17 protein-coding genes are annotated in these 25052 nt (G+C 62.9%); 13 read left to right on the top strand and 4 right to left on the bottom strand.

Annotated features, from left to right (window positions below):
• Positions 1-2: 2 nt before the first annotated feature.
• The gene (gene ybaK, locus ACIQUI_RS02635; RefSeq protein ID WP_016488787.1) at positions 3-473 is read right to left on the bottom strand and encodes a Cys-tRNA(Pro) deacylase; all 471 of its coding nucleotides are present in this window, start codon (positions 471-473) and stop codon (positions 3-5) included.
• A 303-nt stretch (positions 474-776) separates the two neighbouring features.
• On the opposite strand from ybaK, the gene ACIQUI_RS02630 reads away from it, so the two are divergent.
• The 4 genes from ACIQUI_RS02630 (at position 777) to glpD (ending at position 6189) form a co-directional block, all read left to right on the top strand.
• Positions 777-1628 (top strand): MIP/aquaporin family protein, encoded by an 852-nt coding sequence (locus ACIQUI_RS02630; RefSeq protein ID WP_403194731.1) that lies wholly within the window; start codon positions 777-779, stop codon positions 1626-1628.
• A 51-nt stretch (positions 1629-1679) separates the two neighbouring features.
• Entirely contained in the window at positions 1680-3179 is a 1500-nt protein-coding gene (gene glpK, locus ACIQUI_RS02625; protein WP_403194729.1) for a glycerol kinase GlpK, read from the top strand.
• Between the two features lie 272 nt (positions 3180-3451).
• Positions 3452-4207, top strand: coding sequence for a DNA-binding transcriptional repressor GlpR (gene glpR / locus ACIQUI_RS02620; RefSeq protein WP_403194726.1), 756 nt, complete (start codon positions 3452-3454; stop codon positions 4205-4207).
• 455 nt (positions 4208-4662) lie between these two features.
• A complete protein-coding gene (gene glpD / locus ACIQUI_RS02615; protein ID WP_403194724.1) occupies positions 4663-6189 on the top strand; it encodes a glycerol-3-phosphate dehydrogenase in 1527 nt (508 codons plus the stop codon).
• A 24-nt stretch (positions 6190-6213) separates the two neighbouring features.
• Here glpD and ACIQUI_RS02610 read toward each other — a convergent pair whose 3' ends face one another.
• The gene (locus ACIQUI_RS02610; RefSeq protein ID WP_403194722.1) at positions 6214-10539 is read right to left on the bottom strand and encodes an NEL-type E3 ubiquitin ligase domain-containing protein; all 4326 of its coding nucleotides are present in this window, start codon (positions 10537-10539) and stop codon (positions 6214-6216) included.
• Between the two features lie 341 nt (positions 10540-10880).
• Between ACIQUI_RS02610 and ACIQUI_RS02605 the strand changes: the two genes are divergently transcribed.
• The 7 genes from ACIQUI_RS02605 (at position 10881) to ACIQUI_RS02575 (ending at position 17754) form a co-directional block, all read left to right on the top strand.
• Positions 10881-11798: a glutamate/aspartate ABC transporter substrate-binding protein gene (locus ACIQUI_RS02605; RefSeq protein ID WP_391137335.1), complete on the top strand. Its 918-nt coding sequence runs from the start codon at positions 10881-10883 to the stop codon at positions 11796-11798.
• Positions 11799-11940: 142 nt separating this feature from the next.
• The gene (locus tag ACIQUI_RS02600) at positions 11941-12687 is read left to right on the top strand and encodes an amino acid ABC transporter permease (RefSeq protein ID WP_403194720.1); all 747 of its coding nucleotides are present in this window, start codon (positions 11941-11943) and stop codon (positions 12685-12687) included.
• Entirely contained in the window at positions 12688-13359 is a 672-nt protein-coding gene (locus tag ACIQUI_RS02595; protein WP_201201001.1) for an amino acid ABC transporter permease, read from the top strand. It begins immediately after the preceding gene.
• Complete coding sequence (locus ACIQUI_RS02590; RefSeq protein WP_201173783.1) at positions 13356-14090, top strand: amino acid ABC transporter ATP-binding protein; 735 nt, start codon at positions 13356-13358, stop codon at positions 14088-14090. Before ACIQUI_RS02595 ends, ACIQUI_RS02590 begins: the two co-directional genes overlap by 4 nt.
• A 73-nt stretch (positions 14091-14163) precedes the next feature.
• Positions 14164-16068: an ATP-binding protein gene (locus ACIQUI_RS02585; protein WP_403194717.1), complete on the top strand. Its 1905-nt coding sequence runs from the start codon at positions 14164-14166 to the stop codon at positions 16066-16068.
• Complete coding sequence (locus tag ACIQUI_RS02580) at positions 16065-17393, top strand: sigma-54-dependent transcriptional regulator (RefSeq protein WP_403194715.1); 1329 nt, start codon at positions 16065-16067, stop codon at positions 17391-17393. Before ACIQUI_RS02585 ends, ACIQUI_RS02580 begins: the two co-directional genes overlap by 4 nt.
• A gap of 25 nt (positions 17394-17418) precedes the next feature.
• Positions 17419-17754 (top strand): GlpM family protein, encoded by a 336-nt coding sequence (locus tag ACIQUI_RS02575; protein ID WP_403194714.1) that lies wholly within the window; start codon positions 17419-17421, stop codon positions 17752-17754.
• 175 nt (positions 17755-17929) lie between these two features.
• On the opposite strand, the gene ACIQUI_RS02570 is transcribed toward ACIQUI_RS02575, so the two are convergent.
• Positions 17930-18925: an alpha/beta fold hydrolase gene (locus ACIQUI_RS02570; protein ID WP_403194712.1), complete on the bottom strand. Its 996-nt coding sequence runs from the start codon at positions 18923-18925 to the stop codon at positions 17930-17932.
• 196 nt (positions 18926-19121) lie between these two features.
• Between ACIQUI_RS02570 and metR the strand changes: the two genes are divergently transcribed.
• Positions 19122-20039 carry a transcriptional regulator MetR gene (metR, locus tag ACIQUI_RS02565; protein ID WP_403194710.1) on the top strand — a complete coding sequence of 306 codons (918 nt, stop codon included), beginning with the start codon at positions 19122-19124 and terminating at the stop codon, positions 20037-20039.
• Here the strand turns inward: metR and ACIQUI_RS02560 are convergent.
• Positions 20023-20436 carry an NUDIX domain-containing protein gene (locus tag ACIQUI_RS02560; RefSeq protein ID WP_403194708.1) on the bottom strand — a complete coding sequence of 138 codons (414 nt, stop codon included), beginning with the start codon at positions 20434-20436 and terminating at the stop codon, positions 20023-20025. The genes metR and ACIQUI_RS02560 overlap by 17 nt on opposite strands.
• A 228-nt stretch (positions 20437-20664) precedes the next feature.
• On the opposite strand from ACIQUI_RS02560, the gene ACIQUI_RS02555 reads away from it, so the two are divergent.
• Positions 20665-24939 (top strand): DEAD/DEAH box helicase, encoded by a 4275-nt coding sequence (locus ACIQUI_RS02555; protein WP_403194706.1) that lies wholly within the window; start codon positions 20665-20667, stop codon positions 24937-24939.
• The last annotated feature ends 113 nt before the right edge of the window (positions 24940-25052 follow it).

Here is a 25052-nt window from a genome sequence, read left to right as displayed (position 1 = left end):
TCTCAGCCCCGGCCAATCCCGGCAAACTTGCCCTGGGTATGCTCGGCCAGCACCGCTGCCGCCAACTCCACCTCCAGTCCACGCCGTCCGGCACTGACATGGATGGTTGCAAAGTTCTGCGCTGAATCGTCGATGAACGTGCGCAGACGTTTCTTCTGCCCCAAAGGGCTGATCCCGCCGACCAGATACCCCGTGGCCCGTTGCGCTGCTGCAGGGTCTGCCATCTCGCACTTCTTTACCCCGGCAGCATGGGCCAGGGCCTTGAGGTCCAGCGTACCGACCACCGGCACAACCGCCACCAGCAACTCGCCCTTCTCACTGCTTGCCAGCAAGGTCTTGAACACCTGCTGTGGATCAAGCCCGAGCTTTTCCGCCGCCTCCAGGCCGTAGGACGCCGATTTCGGGTCATGCTCATAACTGTGCACGCGGTGCTCGGCGCGGTGCTTCTTCAACAGGTCTAGGGCGGGGGTCATGCAAGGGCTCCGGTCAGGTACGGCTCGGCGGCTACTTTAGGACAATTCCCACAGTGCAGCCAGCGCACCGCAATCGCACACGTCTAGTACGGGGATCCGCAGCTGATTTTAGCGGCCATTTCGTGACTGGGCGTTCACTTTCGACCTTTGACATCAGCGTTTCTTGTCTATATTTTTTCGCTTCTGAACAAATAGCGCACTTTTAAGGTGCGTTTCCTGTATCTGCCCGGGGTCAATGGGGATCGGCACCGGGCTTTGCTGTCGAGCGCCACGCGCCTCACAACAAAAAAAACGAGGTCATACATGACGACTGCTCTACGCCAACCCACGCTGTCCAGCCAATGCCTGGCCGAGTTCCTCGGCACCGCACTGTTGATCTTCTTCGGTACCGGCTGTGTGGCCGCGCTCAAAGTCGCTGGCGCCAGCTTCGGCCTGTGGGAAATCAGCATCATCTGGGGCGTTGGCGTAAGTATGGCCATCTACCTCACTGCCGGCATTTCCGGTGCACACCTGAACCCGGCCGTAAGCATCGCCCTCACCCTGTTCGCCGGTTTTGACAAACGCAAGCTGCCTTTCTACATGCTGGCCCAGGTATGCGGTGCGTTCTGTGGCGCTGCCCTGGTCTACACCTTGTACAGCAGCTTGTTCTTCGATTTCGAACAGGCCCACGCCATGTTGCGCGGTAGCGAAGCCAGCCTGGAGCTGGCCTCGGTGTTCTCCACCTACCCACATCCTTCGTTGTCCACCGGCCAGGCGTTCCTGGTTGAAGTGGTGATCACTGCCATCCTGATGGCGGTGATCATGGCCCTGACTGACGACAACAACGGCTTGCCGCGCGGCGCCATGGCACCGCTGCTGATCGGCCTGCTGATCGCCGTGATCGGCAGCGCCATGGGCCCGCTGACCGGCTTTGCCATGAACCCTGCCCGCGATTTCGGGCCAAAACTCATGACCTTCCTGGCCGGCTGGGGCGAAATCGCCTTCACTGGCGGACGGGACATTCCTTATTTCCTGGTTCCGGTGCTGGCACCGATCCTTGGCGCTTGCCTGGGCGCCGCGACCTATCGTGGCCTGATTGCCCGCAACCTGCCGATCGCGCCTGCCGCGAACCCTGAGACAAATGACAACCGCCAGGGCGATACTCAAGTCAATTGATGCCGGCATCACGCCCAGCCCTGACCCCCTATTTTTGCAAGGCCTACGACCATGACAGACACCCAGGATAAGAACTACATCATCGCCCTGGACCAGGGCACCACCAGTTCGCGGGCCATCATTTTCGACCGCGATGCCAATGTGGTGGGTACCTCCCAGCGCGAGTTCGCCCAGCACTACCCGCAGGCGGGCTGGGTCGAACACGACCCGATGGAAATCTTCGCCACACAGAGCGCGACCATGGTCGAGGCCTTGGCCCAGGCTGGCATCAGCCACGCCCAGGTTGCCGCAATCGGTATCACCAACCAGCGTGAAACCACCGTGGTGTGGGACAAGGAAACCGGCCGCCCGGTGTACAACGCCGTCGTCTGGCAGTGCCGCCGCAGTACCGAAATCTGTGCCCAGCTCAAGCGTGACGGCCATGAGGACTACATTCGCGAAACCACCGGCCTGGTCACCGACCCGTACTTCTCCGGCACCAAGCTGAAGTGGATCCTCGACAACGTCGAAGGTGCCCGTGAACGCGCCGAGCGCGGCGAACTGCTGTTCGGCACCATCGATACCTGGCTGATCTGGAAGTTTTCCGGCGGCAAGGTGCACGTCACCGACTACACCAACGCCTCGCGCACGCTGATGTTCAACATCCATAGCCTGCAGTGGGACGACAAGCTGCTGGAAATCCTGGGTATCCCGCGGCAGATGCTGCCCGAAGTTCGCCCTTCCTCCGAGGTGTACGGGCACACCAAGAGCGGCATTGCCATCGCCGGTATCGCGGGTGACCAGCAATCGGCGCTGTTCGGCCAGATGTGCGTGGAGCCGGGCCAAGCCAAGAACACCTATGGCACCGGTTGCTTCCTGCTGATGAACACCGGCGCCCAGGCGGTAAAGTCGTCCCACGGCCTGCTCACCACCATCGCTTGCGGCCCGCGCGGCGAAGTGGCCTATGCACTGGAAGGCGCGGTGTTCAATGGTGGCTCCACCGTACAGTGGCTGCGTGACGAACTGAAGATCGTCAACGACGCGCTGGATACCGAATACTTTGCCAGCAAGGTCAAGGACAGCAATGGCGTGTACCTGGTACCGGCGTTTACCGGCCTGGGTGCACCGTACTGGGACCCTTATGCCCGCGGTGCGCTGTTCGGCCTGACCCGTGGCGTGAAAGTGGACCACATCATCCGCGCCGCGCTGGAGTCGATCGCCTACCAGACCCGCGACGTGCTCGATGCCATGCAGCAGGACTGTGGCCAGCGCCTGTCCGAGCTGCGCGTGGACGGTGGCGCGGTGGCCAACAACTTCCTCATGCAATTCCAGGCCGACATCCTGGGTACCTGCGTGGAGCGCCCGAAAATGCGCGAAACCACAGCCCTGGGCGCCGCTTACCTGGCCGGCCTGGCTTGCGGCTTCTGGAGCGGGCTGGAGGAACTGCGGGACAAGGCAATCATCGAGCGCGAGTTCAGCCCACAACTGGATGATACGCAAAAAGAGAAGCTGTATGCCGGCTGGCAGAAGGCCGTCGAACGTACCCGCGACTGGGAAGATCACGAGGCCTGAAGCGCCTGAGCAATGCTGCGGCCCCTGTGGGAGATCACCCACTGTCGCGCAGAAAACTGATGCCGGGCGCACCGCGTACCCTGTGGGAGCGGGCGTGCCCGCGAAGAATCCAGCGCGGTGCATGGCACCGGCTGCGCCGGTGATCGCGGGCACGCCCGCTCCCACAGAGATTCAGGCAAGCACCAGGGAGTTGAGGCTATTCGTCTACTGGCCGTAGTCCCCTTCCTACGGCATCATTGCAGAATTTGTCCGGCAGCCCCAAAGGACCGCCCATGAATCTGCCCCCCCGCCAACAACAAATCCTCGAACTGGTGCGCGAGCGCGGTTATGTCAGTATCGAAGAAATGGCGCAGCTGTTCGTCGTGACACCGCAAACCATCCGTCGTGACATCAACCAGCTTGCCGAGCTCAATCTGCTACGCCGTTACCACGGCGGCGCGGCTTATGATTCGAGCATCGAAAACACCGCCTATGCGATGCGTGCCGACCAGATGCGCGACGAAAAGCAACGCATCGCCGAAGCCGTGGCCCGACAGATTCCCGATCATGCCTCGGTGTTCATCAACATCGGCACCACCACCGAATCCATCGCCCGTGCACTGCTGAACCACAACCACCTGAAGGTCATCACCAACAATTTGCACGTGGCTGCAATCCTGGCCGCCAAGGATGATTTCGAAGTGCTGGTGGCGGGCGGCACGGTGCGCCGCGACGGTGGTGTGGTGGGCCAGGCCAGCGTCGACTTCATCAACCAGTTCAAGGTTGATTTCGCCCTGGTGGGCATCAGCGGTATCGACGAGGACGGCAGCCTGCTCGACTTCGACTATCAGGAAGTGCGGGTATCCCAGGCGATCATCGCCAATGCCCGGCAAGTGATCCTCGCCGCCGACTCCAGCAAGTTCGGGCGCAATGCCATGGTGCGCCTGGGTTCCATCAGCCTGGTCGACTGCCTGGTGACCGACCAGGCACCCACCCCCGCCCTCACCCAACTGCTCAACCAGTACAAGATACGGCTTGAGGTGGTTTGAGGGCTGACAGGCGCATGCCGCTAGGGTTATGGCGCCTGTGAGATCGAGCGCCGCCCGCGCGGCGCTTCGCGGGGCAAGCCCGCTCCCACATTTGTTTCGGGCCAGTGAGTCCTGAGGCATAGGCGCGCGGCCCCTCTTGGCGCATGGCTCGATATCGCGTCGTACAAACAAGGGGCCGCGCACCAACAGCACAGGATTGATTGGCCCGAAACAAATGTGGGAGCGGGCTTGCCCCGCGAAGCGCCGCGCGGGCGGCGCTCGATCTCATAAGCGCCACACCTCTCAAACCGATCACCCCCGATCACCCAAAATCTTCGTAAATGTTCACTTTATTGTCATCTGATCAGTTTTTTCTATAAAGACTGACTGGCGACCGGCCTAATGTTGCGCTAGTATTTTCGGAAACGAACATCGATGTTCATATTCGATGCGACCAGCCTCAGGAGGCCTTGCCCGTGTCCCAGCCCGTTTCGTCCCAGCCACCACTCGCCGACTGCTATGACCTCGCCGTGATCGGCGGTGGCATCAATGGCGTGGGCATCGCTGCCGACGCCGCGGGTCGTGGCCTGAAGGTTTTCCTTTGCGAAAAGGACGATCTGGCCCAGCACACCTCGTCGGCCAGCAGCAAGCTGATCCACGGTGGCCTGCGTTACCTGGAGCATTACGAGTTCCGTCTGGTCCGCGAGGCACTGGCCGAGCGCGAAGTGTTGCTGGCCAAGGCCCCGCACATCGTCAAACCGATGCGCTTCGTGCTGCCACACCGCCCTCACCTGCGCCCGGCCTGGATGATTCGCGCCGGCCTGTTCCTGTACGACCACCTGGGCAAGCGCAAGCGCCTGGGTGCCTCGCGCAGCCTGCGCTTCGGCCCGGGCTACCCGCTCAAGCCGGCTATCACCCGTGGCTTCGAATACGCCGACTGCGCTGTGGATGACGCCCGCCTGGTCGTGCTCAATGCCATGGCCGCCCGCGAACATGGCGCGCACATTCATACCCGTACCCGCTGCCTGCGCGCCGAACGTGTCGATGGCCTGTGGCAGGTTGAACTGCAGCATGCCGACGGCAGCCAGCAGCGCATTCGCGCTCGCGCACTGGTAAATGCTGCTGGGCCTTGGGTGGCCAGTTTCATCAAGGACGACCTGAAGCTCGACGCGCCCTACGGTATTCGCCTGATCCAGGGCAGTCATCTCATCGTGCCGCGCCTGTACGAGGGCGAACATGCCTACATCCTGCAGAACGAAGACCAGCGCATCGTCTTCTGCATTCCCTATCTGGATCGATTCACCCTGATTGGCACCACTGACCGCGAATACAGTGGCGACCCCGCAAAGGTCGCGATTACCGACGGCGAAACCGACTACCTGCTGAAAGTCGTCAACGCGCACTTCAACCATCAACTGGGCCGCAGTGACATCCTGCACACCTATTCTGGCGTACGCCCGCTGTGCAACGACGAGTCGGATAACCCGTCGGCAGTCACCCGCGACTACACGCTGGCCTTGTCCGAAGAGGCTGACCAGGCCCCGCTGCTGTCGGTTTTTGGCGGTAAACTGACCACCTACCGCAAGCTGGCCGAGTCGGCCATGGCCGAACTCAAGCCGTTCTTCACCCAGATGCGCGGCAGCTGGACCGCCAGCGCGCCACTGCCGGGCGGTGAAAACATGAGCACGGTACAGGCGCTGGTCGATGCCGTGATGGCGCGCTGCGGCTGGCTACCAGCCGACATCGCCAAACGTTGGGTACTGGCTTACGGCAGCCGCGTGTGGCGGCTGCTCGATGGGGTCAACGGCCCCGAGGATCTGGGCCAGGCAATCGGTGCAGGGCTTTTCACCCGCGAGGTGGATTATCTCGTGCAGCAGGAATGGGCCGCGAGCGCAGATGACATCCTGTGGCGACGCGGCAAGCTGGGCCTGTCGATGACGGCACAGGAGCAACTCGCACTGCATGGCTATCTGCAACGAACCGACAAGGTCCGCGCAGCCTGAGTGGCCGGGCACGTCCACTTGGAGTCATTCAGGAGGGCGTGCTCCCCATCGTTCATACGCTTCCCACGCCAGGCGTTGAGCCAGTGATCGTTCGCTGCTGTCGTAATCCGTCTTCAAGGCATCGCAACGCCTGAGAAACTCACCCTCATCGATAACCCCCGCCTCTACCTGGCTTTGCAACGTCTCCATGCGTTGATGCAATGGTTCAAGGATTTCCTCGAACCGTTGAGCATGAAACTCCCGGGCATAGTGGTCCCAGAAGGGCCTTTGTGCGAGCGATGCGACCAGCGCTTCAGGCGTTTCACGTTGCAGCACCTGGTTCTGTACCCGCAACAGGTCACTGGTGGTCAAGTTCGCGAAACCCGGGTAATGCATATCGTCGATTTCGATCGGTAAACCCAGCGCACGCGCAAGCCGCTGTCGGTAGTACAACCTGACCTCGATCTCATCGATCTGCGGGGCGCGTTCGGCGCGCATGCGCTGCAGGTGCAGCGACGCTTGGCGGTCTACCTCGTCCAGGCGAAATAACCCGCGTGCCAGGCCAAGCAGCCGGGCCTCGATACGATGCCCCCTGGCATCTTCGACAGCACGTTCGACCATGACGCTCAGTTCCAGTTGCTCGAGAACCATAAGCAACCTGTCTTCACAAGTGCGAGGTCCCGAAGCTTCGAGGAACAAACGCTGGCGCAGCTGCGCATGCTGCTCGCACGCCTCAAGGATTCGCCAGATACGGCTACGGTAATGCCCGGGGTGCTGTTCAAAGTCTTCGGTGTGGGCGAAATCGGCCAGAAAACGGAACAGGCCAGCCGCATCCGGCTCCTGGCGCAAGGCCGACCAGGTAGCCAGTTGGCTATCACGCTCCGTACCTTGCGCACCGCCCGCCCAAGTATCCAACAGACCATCATCGACCACTTGATGGCGTACAGAAACCGATCCGCTTTGCCCAGCAGAAACGCCTCTTGCCTCGTCGAGCAGCGCCTCGTCGTCTTCGCGCAACGGGTTGTCATGCAGTGAGAGCTGTTGCACTCGCAAACGCAACTGATCAACCTCGCGCCGCAACTGGCGAATGTTGTTGTCTCGCAGGTCCACATGCGCACGCAGTGAAATCCGCTCCGGCAAAGCGTCCAGGCCGACTGCGCGCAGGTTTAACTCACGCAGGTTGGCAAGACGGGTCAACACCGGAGCCATGCCCAGCGGGTTAAAGCTGAGGTTCAAGCGCTGAAGCGCCGTTATCTGCGCAAGGCGCCGTTCACCAGCCTCATCCATGACGATGCTGTTGTGGCGCAAGTTCAAATGCCGCAAGCGCGACATACCGTCAAGGCCTGCAGGAATCGCCGCAAGGCGGTTACCGGACAGGTCCAGTTCCACCAGATTGGGAAACCGCTGAAGAAAGTCGATCGGGATTTCAGTCAGCCCAAGGCCGTTCAGCACCAGACGCCTGACGTGGTCAAAACGTACGCCTTCAGGCAGCTCGGGGAGGCTGCCAACACGTTCGCCCTCAATCACCAGCACATAGTCGCCGGCAGCGTCGGTAATCTTGCGCCGCCAGCTGCGCCGCAGCGCCGTCGCTACCCGGCGCCGACGCATGGCATCAAGCGGGTTGCCTGCATCCCGGCGCCATTGACGCAAACTGCTGCGCAAGCGATCAAGCTGGCCCCTCAGTTGGCTGTAGTGTTCCCAGAACCCCACCCGTCGCGCCATCAGATCAAGCAGATAGTCTTGAAGCTGGTCGTCCGTCAGGGTCGGAAACACTTGGTGGATTCCTCGGCCAGTAGCGCGACGGCTACTTTCGCCATGCCCGCTCAGCGCATAACCTAACCGCCCGTCACCCAACCGGGTTGGCGGCCGCAGGCCGGCGCCGAGCGGGGTCATGCCAATGAGTTCAGCTGCTTTGCTGCGGTCAACGGCGGCTGCGTCGACCAAATGCCGGCCCAAGGCTGAAGGACTCACCGCCGCATCACCCAGCGCGGCTTTCTGCACATCGTCCAGTGCCGCCAAGAGTGCTTTGAGATAGGGGCCGGACGTAGTCTGATCGCCAAAACGATAGCCATCACTGCGTCGCAGGACACATCGCGCAGTTTCCTCCTCACCCGCACCGATACTCGCTAAAAGCCGTCCGCTCGGGCTGCCCTCGCGCAGCTCGATGCGCAGCGCTTCTGGCCCGGACAATTCGAGGCTCAGCAACCCCAACGCCAAGCGCTCGGTATCAGGGTTCACGCAGCGCGGCAGGCGCAACCCTGCGCATGCCCTGTCAAGGCGGCTCTCTCGCAGTGCCCAGCGCACTCTTTCTGCAAGGGCCAAGGGAATGCGTTGCCCATTGCTGAGCACACCCAGCTCGGCACCGCTGCACTGCTGCAGCACATCTTGCGTGCAGCGCATGGACAGGCCTGGGAAGGCGCTCTGCAACACGCGCTCCAAACCTGCCGGGCGCGATTGGCGCTGCGAAAATGCCTGGGCCAGCCGCGGCGCGCTGAACTCCGGATGCTGTTCGTGAAGCTGGTGAAGCTCCAATGCATCCAGCAATCGCGCGGGCGCCCCGGCACCCTCCACATGCAAACGACGTATTTGTGCCTCACTCAGCCCGGTAACCTGCAACAAGTATTCACACGTAGCGTCCGGCAATTCTGCCAGGCGCACACTCAGCCGGCGGACCAGATTACCCGCGCCAGTCCAGCGCTGAGGTGCCTCCAGTTCATGTCGCCAGCCTGCGCTGGGGTTTTGCGTGACGCGTGGGCGATAAGCACTGGCGCGATCTGCATGGAGGAGCCTGGGGACGCCATCGTGCTGATCATCAAGCATGCGATAGCTGACTTCATCGACATGCCAGAGCCATTCCTGCGCACCAACACCTCGCCGCGGTGTCGCCTGGTAACCCGGCAGGTCCTCAGCCATGAGCTTTACGTGACCGGGCGCGACGTGCACCGGGGCCAGATCGTCGACAAAAGCGACACGCCCCAAGGCATGGGAGGCAACCTTGCTACCACCCCCGATCAATACCCCCAGTGCAACGTTCCCCGCTACATTGAACAGGTGGTTCATGGCCCCTTCACGGTCGCCAATACGCCAATCCTGATAACCTTCATAGACTTCGTCGGCAATCTGTACCGCGTTTGCCACCATGAGCACCTCGCCAAGCACCGGCACCAACAAGCTGGCCACATTCAGCAGGTTCATGCCGAGCTCCATGTAACCCTGCAGCCTTGCCTCACGGTCTTCAGTGTCTTCAACGTCGGTTGGCACGGCGAGCACCTTGGCGTCATCCATGATTTTGGCCAGATACTGGCTGCGCAGGTGCACGAAAGGCGCCGCAGCTATCGAAGCATCGCGGGCATCGAGCTCCACGACAGTGCTCTGCGCCTGGGCCACCCTTTCATTCAGCAACCGGTAAAAATCATTGCGCTCACGCTCAGTGATGAAACGCGCAAAAAAACGGCGGTACGCCGGCTCACAAAACCGCTTCCCCAGGTACCGGTCAAGCGCCGCCCACCCGCCATGCCGGGATACAGGCGTTTGCCGGTCACCGGGCACCCACAGGATCACAGACTCCACCGGTGCACTGGCATCCGCCCGAACTTCAAGTGTCAGCACGCCATGGATCCGGCGGCCCAGCAGGTACAATTGACGGGGCATGACATGCCCGACCACGGCAGGCACGATCGGCTTTTCTGCCACCTCAGGCAACATGAGAAGGTAGCTGCGCTCATCGATTTCGCCTTTCAGCGCCGCTATCCGCATGGCTACCTCAAAATTGGCTTTGAGGCTTTGCTCGAATAATTGGTGCACGCGTGAAATAGCTTGCCCAGGTTCGTCCTCCGGCCCGTCTTGTGGCTCCAGATGCTGCTTTAGCAGCGCCTGATAGTTGCCTCCTGCATCTAGCGCACGGCATAGGGAGGCAAACGAAAAAAAACTCATCGGCAGGCGATTACCGGCTTTATCGTGCAGTTCACCGTTACGCAACTGCCCTGGCCGCGTTTCGCTGCGGTGGTAATTGTGCAGTGCCGCAGCCAGAAGTGATCGTCTGGAGCGGCGAAGATACGTTGGCAAGGACAAGGCAGGTGAGACGCTAGGCAGCCACACCCGCTCCGTAATGCCCACCTTGCTGCCCATTACGTCTGGCTTGTGGATACCGCTGTGACGAAGCTTTTCTTCCAGCAAGCCGGCAGCGTACGTGTCCAATGCAGGAATTGCCTGCAAGACCGGACCAAGCCGTGCATGGCAATGCGCCTGCCGGCGCAGGGCTGCACGCAGTGCATCGAGCCGCTGCGGCTGCGCGTGATCGACCAGCCACCTGGGTAAACGCTGGGCGATGAGGTTGTCTATGGAATCTAAGGGCAATTGGGGGCTGCTCATGGGCTGGCGTCTCCTTGGCAAAAAAGACCAGCACACCACCACGGCCCTGCCGCAACGCACTGCATGGTTACCACCCGTACTACCGCAGCCGCCCGGCGAGAGCGAACCGTTCGGATTGCCGACTGCCTTTGGCGCAATTCATTCGGATTTACGAACGATCCCGACACAACCTGAAACTGTCAAAGCCGCGTCACCATGCGCCTTTGAGGTCGACACCATGGCTTGGCACGAGTCATGCTCTACACTTGGTAGCCGAATGCACTCGCTTCTTGCTGTATTCGTTGAACGAAAGAGTCCGCCAACGGCTCCATAAAAAAAACAAACACGTCGAGGAAAATTTGATGCGTATCGTTCGTCAATTGCTGGGCGCCGCCATCGCGGCCGCTGTGATCGCTTCGCCGGCCATGGCCGAAGAACTGACTGGCACCCTGAAGAAGATCAAGGATTCGGGCACCATCACCCTGGGCCACCGCGACTCCTCCATCCCGTTTTCCTACCTGGCCGGCAAGCCCGAGCCCGTGGGCTACTCGCATGACATCCAGCTGGCTGTCGTCGACGCCCTGAAGAAGCAACTGGGTACGGACATCAAGGTCCGTTACAACCTGGTCACCTCCCAGACCCGTATCCCGCTGGTGCAGAACGGCACCGTGGACCTGGAGTGCGGCTCCACCACCAACAACGTCGAGCGCCAGCAACAAGTCGGTTTCACCGTGGGCATCTTTGAAGTCGGTACCCGTCTGCTGACCAAGGTCAAGGACGGTCAACCTGCGTACAAAGACTTCCCGGACCTGGCCGGCAAGAACGTGGTGACCACCGCTGGCACCACCTCCGAGCGCCTGCTCAAGGCGATGAATGCCGACAAGCAGATGAAGATGAACGTGATTTCCGCCAAGGACCACGGTGAAGCCTTCAACATGCTCGAAAGCGGCCGCGCCGTGGCCTTCATGATGGACGACGCCCTGCTCGCCGGCGAAATGGCCAAGGCGCGCAAGCCGTCGGACTGGGTCATCACTGGCACTCCACAGTCGTACGAAATCTACGGCTGTATGGTGCGCAAGGATGACGCGGCCTTCAAAAAAGCGGTGGATGACGCCATCGTTGGCTACTTCAAGTCGGGCGAAGTCAACAAGAGCTACGACAAGTGGTTCCAGCAGCCGATCCCGCCAAAGGGCCTGAACCTGCAGTTCAAGATGAGCGACGAGCTGAAGAAACTGATCGCCGAGCCGACCGACAAGGCGGCGGACGAGAAGAAGTCCTGACCCCCAGCCTGTGGCCTGCTGCGCTGCAAAGCGCGAATTAAACCTGCAGGCCACCCGTTAGTGTCTAACCTTTCATCCGAGGGCTTAACGCCCTCGGATGTTGGAAGGTGCCCGTGAAACAACCGTCTGAGGGGAAATCCCGATGAATTACAACTGGGACTGGGGCGTATTCTTCAAGTCCACCGGCGTGGGCAGCGAGACCTATCTGGACTGGTACGTCACCGGTCTGGGCTGGACCATCGCCATCGCCATTTCCGCCTGGATCATCGCCTTGCTGCTGGGCTCGATACTGGGTGTGATGCGTACCGTGCCGAACCGCCTGGTATCGGGCATCGCCACCGCCTACGTGGAGCTGTTCCGCAATGTGCCGCTGCTGGTGCAGCTGTTCATCTGGTACTTCCTGGTACCGGACCTACTGCCCGAAGGCCTGCAGGAATGGTTCAAACAAGACCTCAACCCGACCACCTCGGCGCTGATCAGCGTGGTCATCTGCCTGGGCCTGTTCACCGCCGCACGCGTCTGTGAACAAGTGCGTACCGGCATCCAGGCGCTGCCCCGTGGCCAGGAAGCCGCTGCCCGTGCCATGGGCTTCAGCCTCCCGCAGATCTACACCAATGTGCTGCTGCCACAGGCCTACCGGATCATCATTCCGCCGCTTACCTCGGAATTCCTGAACGTGTTCAAGAACTCCTCGGTCGCCTCGCTGATCGGCCTGATGGAGCTGCTGGCGCAGACCAAGCAAACCGCTGAGTTTTCGGCCAACCTGTTCGAAGCCTTCACCCTGGCCACGTTGATCTACTTCACCCTGAACATGGGCCTGATGCTGCTGATGCGCATGGTCGAGAAGAAAGTTGCCGTGCCTGGCCTGATTTCCGTGGGGGGCAAGTAAATGGAAATGGATTTCAGCGAAATCATCCCTGCCCTGCCGGCCCTGTGGGAAGGCATGGTCATGACCCTGCAACTGATGGTCATGGGCGTGGTTGGCGGTATCGTGCTGGGCACCATCCTGGCCCTCATGCGCTTGTCTTCGAGCAAGCTGCTGTCGCGCGTGGCCGGTGCCTACGTCAACTACTTCCGCTCCATCCCGCTGCTGCTGGTAATCACCTGGTTCTACCTGGCGGTGCCGTTCGTGCTGCGCTGGATCACCGGCGAGGACACCCCGGTGGGTGCCTTCACCTCGTGCGTGGTGGCGTTCATGATGTTCGAGGCTGCGTACTTCTGCGAAATCGTCCGCGCCGGCGTGCAGTCGATCTCCAAGGGCCAGATGGGCGCTGCACAGGCACTGGGCATGACCTATGGCCAGACCATGCGCCTGATCATACTGCCCCAGGCCTTCCGCAAGATGACCCCGCTGCTGCTGCAGCAGAGCATCATCCTGTTCCAGGACACCTCGCTGGTGTACACCGTGGGCCTGGTGGACTTCCTCAACTCGGCACGCTCCAACGGCGACATCATCGGGCGCTCCCATGAGTTCCTGATCTTCGCCGGCGTCGTGTACTTCATCATCAGCTTCTCCGCTTCGTGGCTGGTCAAGCGCCTGCAAAAAAGGATCACCGTATGATTTCCATCAAGAACGTCAACAAGTGGTACGGGGACTTCCAGGTACTGACCGACTGCAGCACCGAGGTCAAGAAAGGTGAAGTGGTGGTGGTCTGTGGCCCTTCGGGTTCCGGCAAGTCCACCCTGATCAAGTGCGTCAACGCCCTGGAGCCGTTCCAGAAGGGCGACATCGTGGTCGATGGCACCTCGATTGCCGACCCGAAGACCAACCTGCCCAAGCTGCGCTCGCGGGTTGGCATGGTGTTCCAGCACTTCGAGCTGTTCCCGCACCTGTCCATCACCGAGAACCTGACCATCGCCCAGCGCAAGGTGCTTGGCCGTAGCGAGGCCGAAGCGACCAAGAAGGGCCTGGCCCTGCTTGACCGCGTCGGCCTCGGCGCCCATGCCAAGAAGCACCCCGGCCAGTTGTCCGGTGGCCAGCAGCAGCGTGTAGCCATCGCCCGCGCCTTGTCGATGGACCCGATCGTCATGCTGTTCGACGAACCGACCTCGGCCCTGGACCCGGAAATGGTCAACGAAGTGCTGGACGTAATGGTCGAACTGGCCCACGAAGGCATGACCATGATGTGCGTGACCCACGAAATGGGTTTTGCCCGTAAAGTGGCCAACCGCGTCATCTTCATGGACAAGGGCAACATCATCGAGGACTGCCAGAAGGAAGCCTTCTTCGGTGACCCGTCGGCCCGCCACGAGCGTACCCAGCACTTCCTCAGCAAGATCCTGCAACACTGATTTTGCCTCCCTGAACCGGTCGGCGCCGCTGCCCTTTCGGGCTGCTGGCGCTGGTCGTGACAAGGCCACTGTGATGAAATGCGACCCTTCGCTTCTTCTCCCTGCCAAGCCTGCCGTGAATTCCCGCCTGCTCCGCCAATTGTTGTTGCCGCCCCTGATCATCCTGCTGATGGTCGGCTTGGGCTTGGCTGGCTACCTGGTCAGCGAGAGCAACGGTATTCGCACCCTCAGCGAAAACGGCGAGCGCCAGCTGGAGCTGCACGCGCGCACGGTAGAAAGCGAAATCAGCAAATACACCTACCTGCCGAGCCTGCTGGAGCTGGAAGACAGCGTCTCGCACCTGCTCACCGACCCTGATGGCGGCTCACGGCAAACCGTCAACGAATACCTTGAAGGCCTGAACCGGCGCAGCCGCAGCCGGGCCATCTTCGTCCTCGACACCAATGGCCGGGTACAGGCAACCAGCAACTGGCGCGACGCCGATTCGTTCCTCGGTGAAGACCTGTCATTCCGCGCCTACTTCCAGACCGCCGTGCGTGGCGAGCCAGGGCGCTTCTACGGCATCGGCAGCACCACTGGCGAAGCCGGCTACTACCTGGCCCATGGCCTGGAAGAACACGGCAAGATCATTGGCGTGGCAGTCATCAAGGTGCGCCTGGACACCCTTGAAGAGCGCTGGCAGCGGGCCCGCCTGGAGGCATTCGTCAGCGACGAAAACGGCATCATCATCCTTTCCAGCGACCCGGCCCGGCGCCTGAAATCGGTGCGCCCGCTCACCCCGCAAATCAAGGAGCGCCTGGCGCGCAGCCTGCAGTACTACTGGTGGCCGCTCAACGAACTGCAGCCACTGGCCCGGGAAACCCTGGCCGATGGCGTGGAAAAACTCACCTTCCCGGCCAACAGCGAAACCGCAACGGGCAAACCCCACGAGGTTTCCTACCTGGCCCAGACCCGTCGCCTGGTGGATACCCCTTGGCATTTCACCCTGCTGACGCCCCTGCAGGACCTGCGCCGCGAATCCATGGTGCAAGGTATCCTGGTGGGGGTGGCCTTTGCCCTGCTGGCAATTCTCGGTATCGCCTGGAACGAACGGCGCAAGGTCATTGCCACTCGCCTGGCAGCCCGTGAAGCCCTCGAGGAAGCCAACAGCCAGCTGGAGCGGCGGATTACCGAACGTACAGCCGACCTGCGGGCCAGCAACGAGCGCCTGAAAGGCCAGATTCGCGAGCGCCGGCATGCCGAGCAGACCTTGCGCCACGCCCAGGATGAGCTGGTGCAGGCTGGCAAGCTAGCCGCCATCGGGCAGATGTCCACCAGCATTGCCCATGAGCTGAACCAGCCGCTGGCCGCGCTGCGCACGTTGTCTGGCAACACCGTGCGTTTCCTCGAGCGCGGGGCGCTGGAAACCGCCAGCGCCAACCTGCGCACCATGAACGACCTGATCGACCGCATGGGCCGCATTACCGCCAGCCTGCGCTCGTTCGCCCGGCGTGGCGACGATAGCGGCCAGGCCTCACTGGCCAAGGCGGTTGAGGCTACCTTGCAGGTACTGGCCAACCGCATCAGCGCCTGCCATTTGCAGTTGCATCACCAGTTCGAGGACCAGCAGCTGGCCATCGACCAGACCCGCCTTGAGCAGATTCTGGTCAACCTGATCGGCAATGCCCTCGACGCCATGGCTACGCAACCGTTGCCGGAGCTGTGGCTGGAAGGCGAACTGCAGGGCGACAAGTACCGTTTGCAGGTGCGCGACAATGGCCACGGCATTGACGCCGAAGCGCGCAAGCACCTGTTCGAACCTTTCTTCACCACCAAACCGGGCGAACATGGCCTGGGCCTGGGCCTGACCCTGTCTGCGAGCCTCGCCGCCGCCGCCAAGGGCAGCCTCAACGTCGAGCACCCCGCCACTGGCGGCACGGCCTTCGTCCTGGCCCTGCCCCTGGTTTCACCTCCTAGCGAATCGGCAGAGCATCCATGAACCAAGCGCCTCTTACCGTCCTGATCGTCGAAGACGACCCGCATGTGCTGCTCGGCTGCCAGCAGGCACTGGCCCTGGAGGATATCGCCTGCGAGGGCGTGGGCAGCGCTGAACAAGCGCTGGAACGCATCGGCGACGATTTCGCCGGCATCGTCGTCAGCGATATCCGCCTGCCGGGCATCGATGGCCTGGAGCTGCTCAACCGCCTGAAGGCCCGGGACCGCAGCTTGCCGGTGGTGTTGATCACCGGTCACGGTGATATCGACATGGCGGTCGGCGCCATGCGCAATGGCGCCTACGACTTCATGGAAAAACCGTTCTCGCCGGAGCGCTTGGTCGACGTGGTGCGCCGCGCCCTCGAACAGCGCGGGCTGTCACGCGAAGTGGTGGCCCTGCGCCGCCAGCTGAGCGAACAGAGCAGCCTGGAGGGGCGGATCATCGGTCGCTCGGCGGCCATGGAGCACCTGCGCGAATTGATCGCCAACGTCGCCGATACCTCGGCAAACGTGCTGATTGAAGGCGAGACGGGTACCGGCAAGGAACTGGTCGCCCGCTGCCTGCATGATTGCAGCCGTCGACAGGGCCAACCCTTCGTCGCGCTGAACTGTGGCGGCCTGCCGGAAAACCTGTTCGAAAGCGAAATTTTCGGGCATGAGGCCAACGCTTTCACTGGCGCCGGCAAACGCCGTATCGGCAAGATCGAACACGCCAACGGTGGCACGCTGTTCCTCGATGAAGTCGAGAGCATGCCGATCAACCTGCAGATCAAGCTGTTGCGCGTGCTGCAGGAGCGCACGCTGGAGCGCCTGGGCTCGAACCAGAGCATCCCGGTGGATTGCCGGGTGATCGCTGCGACCAAAGCCGACCTGGACAGCATGGGCCAGAGCGGCCAGTTCCGCAGCGACCTGTACTACCGGCTGAATGTGGTAACCCTGGAGTTGCCTCCGCTGCGCGAGCGCCGCGAAGACATCCTGCAACTGTTCGAACACTTTCTGCAGCAATCGGCCCTGCGCTTCGACCGCGAAACACCGACGCTGGACAGCCAGACCCTGTCTCGCCTGATGGCCCACGACTGGCCGGGTAACGTGCGCGAATTGCGCAACGTGGCCGAACGCTACGCACTCGGCCTGCCGGCATTCAAGAAAGGCCCCAGCGGCGGCGCCAGCCAGGGGCTGGGCTTTGCCGAGGCGGTGGAGGCATTCGAGCGCAACCTGCTCAGCGATGCCCTGCAGCGCACCGGTGGCAACCTGAGCCAGGCCAGCCAGGAACTGGGCATGGCCAAGACCACCCTGTTCGACAAAGTAAAGAAATACGGCCTCGGCTGACCTCAACCCAAACTGGAAAGACAACGTGGACCTGGTATTCAAAGCTGCCTTGGGCGCTGGCGTGGTGCTGCTGCTGGCGGTGCTGTCAAAGACGCGGAATTACTACATAGCCGGCCTGGTACCCCTGTTCCCGACCTTTGCCCTGATTGCCCACTACATCGTTGGCAAGGGGCGCGGCATTGCCGACCTGAAGACCACCATCCTGTTCGGCATGTGGTCGATCATTCCGTATTTCGTGTACCTGGCGACCCTGTATGTGCTGGTCGACCGGCTGCGCCTGGAGGCCTCGCTGGCACTGGCCACGGTGGCCTGGCTGATGGCCGCGACCGTGCTGGTGACCTTGTGGGTGCGGATGCACTAGTCTGGAAGGGTGCGCTAACCCTGTGGGAGCGGGCATGCCCGCGAAACAGGCGACGCGGTGGATGGCACCGGCTTTGCCGGTGTTCGCGGGCGCGCCCGCTCCCACAGGGATTGCGCAAGCTTTCAGATCTTGAACAAGACAGTCGCTCCCACAATGGACCGCGCCTGCCTTTAGTTCAAAGCCCAGCGATATGCGTGACATCCTGCCTGTGCGCCTGCAGGTAAGGCAGCACTGCCCCCAGCAACGGCGCCTTGAACGGCTCCTGAAAGCGGTGCGCCAACCCCGGAATCAGGCGCAGCTGGCTGCCCTGGATATGCGCCGCCAGATGCACGCCATGCATCACCGGCAGCAGCGGGTCAGCCGTGCCGTGAACCACCAGTGTCGGCACCCTCAACTGGTTCAAGAGCTCGACCCGGCTCGGCTCGGCCAGTATCGCCATGATCTGGCGCTTGGCCCCGTCCGGGTTGAACGCCCGGTCGTAAGCTACCGCCGCCTGGTGCAGCAACGTAGCGCGGTCATCGCGCACTTCAGGGCTGCCCAGGGCTGCCAGCAGGTCGGCCTGCTGCTCGATGGCCACTTCGCGGTTGGGCGCGCTGCGCCGGGCCAGCAATTGCACCAGCGCCGGGTCCGGCGCCGGCAGCCCCGCCGCGCCTGAGCTGGACATGACCAACGTCAGGCTGCGTACACGCTCGGGTGCCATGGCTGCCAAATGCTGGGCGATCATGCCGCCCATGCTTACACCCAGTACGTGAAACTGGTGCACACCCAGCGCGTCCATCAGGCGCAGGCCGTCATCGGCCATATCGGTCAGCGTGTAGGGCGCCGCCACCGGCAGGCCCAACTTGTAACGCAACAACTCGACCGTCAGGTTGGCCGACGGTGGCACCTGGTTCCAGCGTGACAGGCCTACATCGCGGTTGTCATACCGGATGACCCGAAAGCCCTGGCGGCACAAGGCCTCGACCACATCGTCCGGCCAATGGATCAGTTGCCCACCCAGGCCCATGACCAGCAACAAGGCCGGGTCACGCGGAGCACCGACGCTCTGGTACACCAGGCTGACGGCGCCAAGGTCGGCGCGCTGTACCGGAACATGGGCGTCACAACGCTGTTCGGCAAAACTCGCAGGTACGCTGATCAGGAAGAAAAGAAAAAGCCAAAAAGCCCGCATAAAAGAAACACCAGAATGCAGATCCCCAGTAGAACGCGAGTCTGATGAATTCTGTTCGGGCGCGCTGCCACAGTTCGGTGACAGTTTCATGACTCCCGCCAGACGGTGCGGCCGAACGTCCAGTCGACAGCCGTAGCAACATGAGAGAAACTCAACTCATCCCCTGCTTGTTCAATCTCACACCCCGGAGTCAGCTGTGCTGGAGATCCGTCACCTGAAAACCCTTCATGCCTTGCGCGAGGCCGACAGCCTGGTAGAGGCCGCCGATCGTTTGCATCTGACTCAATCGGCGCTGTCGCACCAGTTCAAGGAGCTGGAAGAGCGCCTTGGCCTGCCGCTGTTCGTGCGCAAGACCAAGCCGATACGCTTCACCAGTGCCGGGCTGCGCCTGCTGCAACTGGCCGATGCCACCCTGCCGCTGCTGCGCGGCGCCGAGCGTGACATTGCCCGCCTGGCCGGTGGCACGGCAGGGCGCCTGCACATGGCCATCGAATGCCACAGCTGTTTCCAGTGGCTGATGCCAACCATCGACCAGTTCCGTGATGCCTGGCCGGAAGTAGAGCTGGACCTGGCCTCCGGGTTTGCCTTCGCTCCACTGCCAGCCCTGGCCCGCGGCGATCTTGACCTGGTGGTGACATCCGACCCGCTGGACCTGGCAGGCATCACCTATGTACCGCTGTTCACCTATGAGGCGATGCTGGCGGTGGCCAACCAGCACCCGCTGGCCAGCAAGCCGTACATCGTGCCACAGGACCTGCTCGACCAGACGCTGATCACTTACCCGGTGGAGCGCGACCGCCTGGACATCTTCACCCGCTTCCTCGAGCCGGCCGACATCGAGCCGGCCGCGGTGAGAACCTCGGAGCTGACAGTGATGATGATGCAGCTGGTGGCCAGCGGCCGTGGCGTGTGTGGCATGCCGCACTGGGCACTGCACGAGTACAGCTCGCGCGGCTATGTGAAGGGCAAGCGCCTGGGTGAGAAAGGCCTGTTTGCTACCCTTTATGCGGCCGTGCGCACCGACATGCTCGATGCGCCGTACATGCGCGACTTCCTGCTGACCGCCAAGGACACTTCGTTCGCCACCCTCGACGGCGTCAGCGCGGTGCGCTGACCGCCTGGCGGTACAGCGGCAGGATCAGGTCGCGGGTCAGCGGCGCCAGTTGCATGACGGGCGCCTGGTCAGCGGCCAGCCAGACCACCTCTTCGATCTCCGCAGCTGGCACCACGGCTGCGGCGCTGTCGACACGGAACAGCTCGGCCTGCACCTCGAAGCCTGGTTCGTTCGCGGCCGGGGCACTGAACTGGCCCAGGTGCACGGCCTGGGCCGGGTCGATGTGCAGGCCCAGCTCCTCGTGCAGTTCGCGCACCAGTGCCTGCACCGGCGTTTCACCGGCATCGATCTTGCCGCCAGGCTGCATGAAGGCCTCGGTGCCACGCTTGCGTACCAGCAGGGTGCGGCCCTGCGGGTCGATCAACAGGGCGGCGGCGATGCGGATGGTGTTGGGCATGGGCTGGGTTCGCTAAAAAGTCTGGCCGGGGAGGATCCCATGCGGTTGATTGGCCTGACAAGGCCAGTGCCTCCTGTACCGGCCCTTTCGCGGGCACGCCCGCTCCCACAGGTTTGCGCTGTACCTGTGGGAGCGGGCGCGCCCGCGAAGAGGCCGGCACAGGCTACAAATGCCCAGCCAGACGAACGGCCCCTTGCCAAAGGCTTCGCTCCCCGCCATAACCAACTGATGAACCTGCCCGCCAAACACCACCCGGTGCTCGAGCTGTTCCACCCCGCCGTCAGCACCTGGTTCCGCCGCCACTTCGCCACGGTCACCGAAGCCCAGGCCCAGGCCTGGCCGTTGATTCATTCCGGCCAGTCGATGCTGTTGGCCGCCCCGACCGGCTCGGGCAAAACCCTCAGTGCGTTCCTCGCCGTGCTCGACGAGCTGTTCCGCCAGGGCCTCGAGCACCAGGGCGAACTGCCCGCACAAACCCAGGTGATCTACGTTTCACCGCTGAAGGCCTTGTCCAACGACATACGCCTGAACCTGCAAGCCCCGCTCGAAGGCATCAGCCAGGCCCTCGCAGACCAGGGCCTGAACGCCCCACGCATCACCACGGCCGTGCGCACGGGCGATACGCCGCAGAAAGAACGCAGCGCCATGCGCAAACTGGCCCCGCACATCCTGGTGACAACGCCCGAATCGCTGTACGTGTTGATGGGCTCTGCTTCAGGCCGTGCAGGCCTGGGCAACGTGCACACGGTAATCATCGACGAAATCCACGCCCTGGCCGGCAACAAGCGTGGGGCCCACCTGGCGCTGACCCTAGAACGCCTGCAAGCCTTGTGCAAACGGCCACTGCGGCGTATCGGCCTTTCCGCCACACAACGCCCGGTCGAACGGGTGGCACGGTTTCTGACCGGTAGCGGGCGCCCCTGCGCCATCGTCGATGTCGGCCATGCGCGCCAACGCGACCTGGCCATTGAAGTACCGCCGGTGCCACTTGGCGCGGTGATGGCCAACGATGTCTGGGGCCTGGTCTACGACCGCCTGGCCAGCCTTGCCCGCGAACACCGCACCACGCTGATATTCGTCAACACCCGGCGCCTTGCCGAGCGCATCACCCGCCACCTCAGCGACCGGCTGGGCAAGGAGGCGGTCGCCGCGCACCATGGCAGCCTGTCCAAGGAGCTGCGCCTGGATGCCGAACAACGCTTGAAAAACGGCCAACTGCAAGTGCTGGTGGCCACCGCGTCGCTGGAACTAGGCATCGATATCGGCGATATCGACCTGGTGTGCCAGATCGCCTCGCCGGGTTCGATTGCCGCCTTCCTGCAACGGGTCGGCCGCGCCGGCCACCAGGTCGACGGTGTGCCCAAAGGGCGCCTGTTCCCCACCTCACGTGATGACCTGATCGAATGCGTGGCCCTGCTGGATTGCGTGCGCCAGGGCGAACTGGACGAACTGCACATCCCCCGGGCACCGCTGGACGTGCTGGCCCAACAGATCGTGGCCGAAGCCAGCAACCAGGACTGGCAGGAACAAGCCCTGTTCGACTGCCTGCGCCAGGCCACGCCCTATGCCGAGCTCGACCAGCGCCACTACCAGGCGCTGCTCAGCATGCTCGCCGAGGGCTATAACGGCCGCCAGGGTGTGCGCAGCGCCTATTTGCACCGCGATGCGGTCAGCGGCACCCTGCGTGGCCGGCGTGGCAGCCAGCTGACGGCGCTGACCAGCGGCGGCACCATCCCCGACAACGCCGACTACGCCGTAGTGTTGGAACCGCAGGCGCTGAACATCGGCAGCGTGAATGAAGACTTTGCCGTGGAGAGCATTGCCGGCGACATCTTCCAGCTGGGCAACGCCTCGTATCGCATCCTGCGCGTCGAGCCCGGCCGGGTACGGGTGGAAGATGCCCACGGCCTGCCGCCGACCATTCCGTTCTGGCTGGGTGAAGCGCCGGGGCGCAGTAACGAGCTGTCTGCCGCCGTGGCCCGGTTGCAGGCGCGAATCGACCAGCAACTGACCCAGACTGGCGGCGACATGCTCAAGGTACTGGCCTGGTTGCAGTCTACCTTTGAACTGGGCGAAGACAGCGCCAGCCAGTTGCTCGACTACCTGGCCCGCACCCGCGAGGTGCTTGGCGCCCTGCCCTCGCAGGACACGCTGGTGATGGAGCGCTTTTTCGATGAGTCCGGCGGTACCCAGCTGATCATCCATTCGCCCTACGGCAGCCGCATCAACCGTGCCTGGGGCCTGGCCCTGCGCAAGCGCTTCTGCCGCACCTTCAACTTCGAGCTGCAAGCTGCCGCCAGCGAAGATGCCATCGTCCTGTCGCTGTCGACCAGCCACAGTTTCGAGCTGGACGAAGTGTGGCGTTACCTGAATAGCCGCAGCGCCGAGCCAATTCTTGTTCAAGCCGTGCTCGATGCGCCGCTGTTTGGCGTGCGCTGGCGCTGGAATGCCAGCGTGGCCATGGCCTTGCCGCGCTTCGTGGGCGGGCGCAAGGTGGCACCGCAGATCCAGCGGATGAAGAGCGAGGACCTGGTTGCCGCGGTGTTCCCCGACCAGATCGCCTGCCTGGAAAACATCGCCGGCGAGCGGCAGATTCCCGATCACCCGCTGGTCGAACAAACCCTCGACGATTGCCTGCATGAAGCGATGGACAGCGAAGGTTGGCTGGCCCTGTTGCGGCGTATGGAAAGCGGCGCAGTGCGCCTGCTGAGCCGCGACCTGCCCGCGCCTTCGCCGCTGGCTGCGGCGATTCTGAATGCCCGGCCGTACGCCTTCCTCGACGATGCGCCTTTGGAGGAGCGGCGTACCCAGGCGGTGCTGAACCGGCGCTGGAACGAAGTGCAAAGCGGCGACGACCTGGGTGCACTGGACGCCGTTGCCATTGCCGCGGTCGCGGCCGAAGCCTGGCCACAGCCGGGCAATGCCGACGAAATGCACGAAGCGCTGATGAGCCTGGGCGCCATCAGCCAGGCGGAAGTCGAGGCTAATCCGGGCTGGGATCTGCTGCTGGGGCAATTGGCCAAGGCCGGGCGGGCCTTGCGCCTGGCCGATCACACACTGTGGTTGGCCCGCGAACGCCTGAACCTGATGCTGGCGCTTTACCCGGCAGCGCGCCTGGAACCTGCGCTGCAACTGCTGCCCGGTTTCGACCGGGCATTTGACCCGGACAATGCACTGAGCGAATTGCTGCGCGCCCGCCTGAGCGGTCACGGCCCGCAGTATCAGGCGCAAATCGCGGCGCCGCTGGGCAAGTCGGCAAGCTACATCGGGCAGGCCCTGGCCCGCCTGGAAACCGAAGGCTATGTGCTGCGCGGGCATTTCAGCCCCGGTGCAAGCGACCTGCAATGGTGCGAACGCCATCTGCTGGCGCGCATCCACCGCTACACGGTCAAACGCCTGCGCCGCGAGATCGAACCGGTCAGCTTGCAGGACTTCATGCGTTTCCTGTTCGACTGGCAGCATATGGCGCCCGACGAACGCCTGCGTGGCCCGCAAGCGGTGGCCGAGGTACTGGGCCAGTTGCAAGGCTTCCCCAGCGCGGCCGGGGCCTGGGAAGCCGAGTTGCTACCGGCGCGCATCAAGGACTACAGCCCGCACTGGCTCGATGATGCCTGCCGCAACGGGCAGTTCGCCTGGAGCCGGCTGGCCGCAACCGTGGCGAGCAGTACCTTGTCCAGCACACCGCTGGTGCTGCTGCCGCGTGAACACCTGAACTTGTGGCGCAGCCTTGCCTCTGTACCCGCCCCGGAAAGCCTCGGGGCGCGGGCGCAGCGCGTGCACGAGGTGCTGCAGGCACATGGCGCGCTGTTTTTTGACGAACTGACACAAGACGCACACCTGCTGCCCAGCGAGCTGGAAACAGCACTGCAGGAACTGGTAGGTGCCGGCCTTGCGGGCGCCGACAGCTTTACCGGCCTGCGCAGCCTGATTACCCCAGCGGCGAAGCGCACGTCACGCAACAGCCGACGCGGCCATGCGCCATTGTCCAGCAGCATGGCCCATGCCGGGCGCTGGGCATTGCTGCGCAGGGGCACAGTGGATGACAGCCAGCGCCTGGAACACATCGCCCGCACGCTGTTACGCCGCTATGGCGTGATCTGCTGGCGGCTGCTGGAGCGCGAGAGTGATGTGCTGCCGCCCTGGCGGGAACTGCTGCGCTGCTATCACCGGCTGGAGGCACGTGGCGAGATTCGTGGCGGGCGTTTCATTGCCGGGCTGGCAGGTGAGCAGTTCGCCTTGCCGGAGGCGGTGGGGTTGCTGCGCCAGGTGCGCCGCCGCGAGCCGGACGGGGCGTTGCTGGTGGTGAGTGCCAGTGACCCGCTGAACCTGATCGGCTCGCTGCTGCCGGGGGCCAAGGTGCCCGCGGTGAGTGGAAATCGCCTGCTGTACCGCGACGGGGTACCGGTGGCGGTGCGGGTGGCCGGGCGCTATTCGTATCTGGTCGAGGCGCCGGCACAAGAGCAGGAAAGCTGGCGGCAGAAACTGCTGCGCGACACGCTATAGGCATCTTTTGCTTTACCGGCCCTATCGCCGGCAAGCCAGCTCTCATAGAACTGCACATCACTTACTGATTTAGCAGGGACCTTGTGGGAGCGGGCATGCCCGCGAACACCGGC

The sequence above is a fragment of the Pseudomonas sp. NPDC090592 genome (assembly GCF_044769185.1).
Classification (GTDB): domain Bacteria; phylum Pseudomonadota; class Gammaproteobacteria; order Pseudomonadales; family Pseudomonadaceae; genus Aquipseudomonas.
Note: the sequence above shows the minus strand (reverse complement) of the source record. Positions and strands in the feature narration are given on the sequence as shown.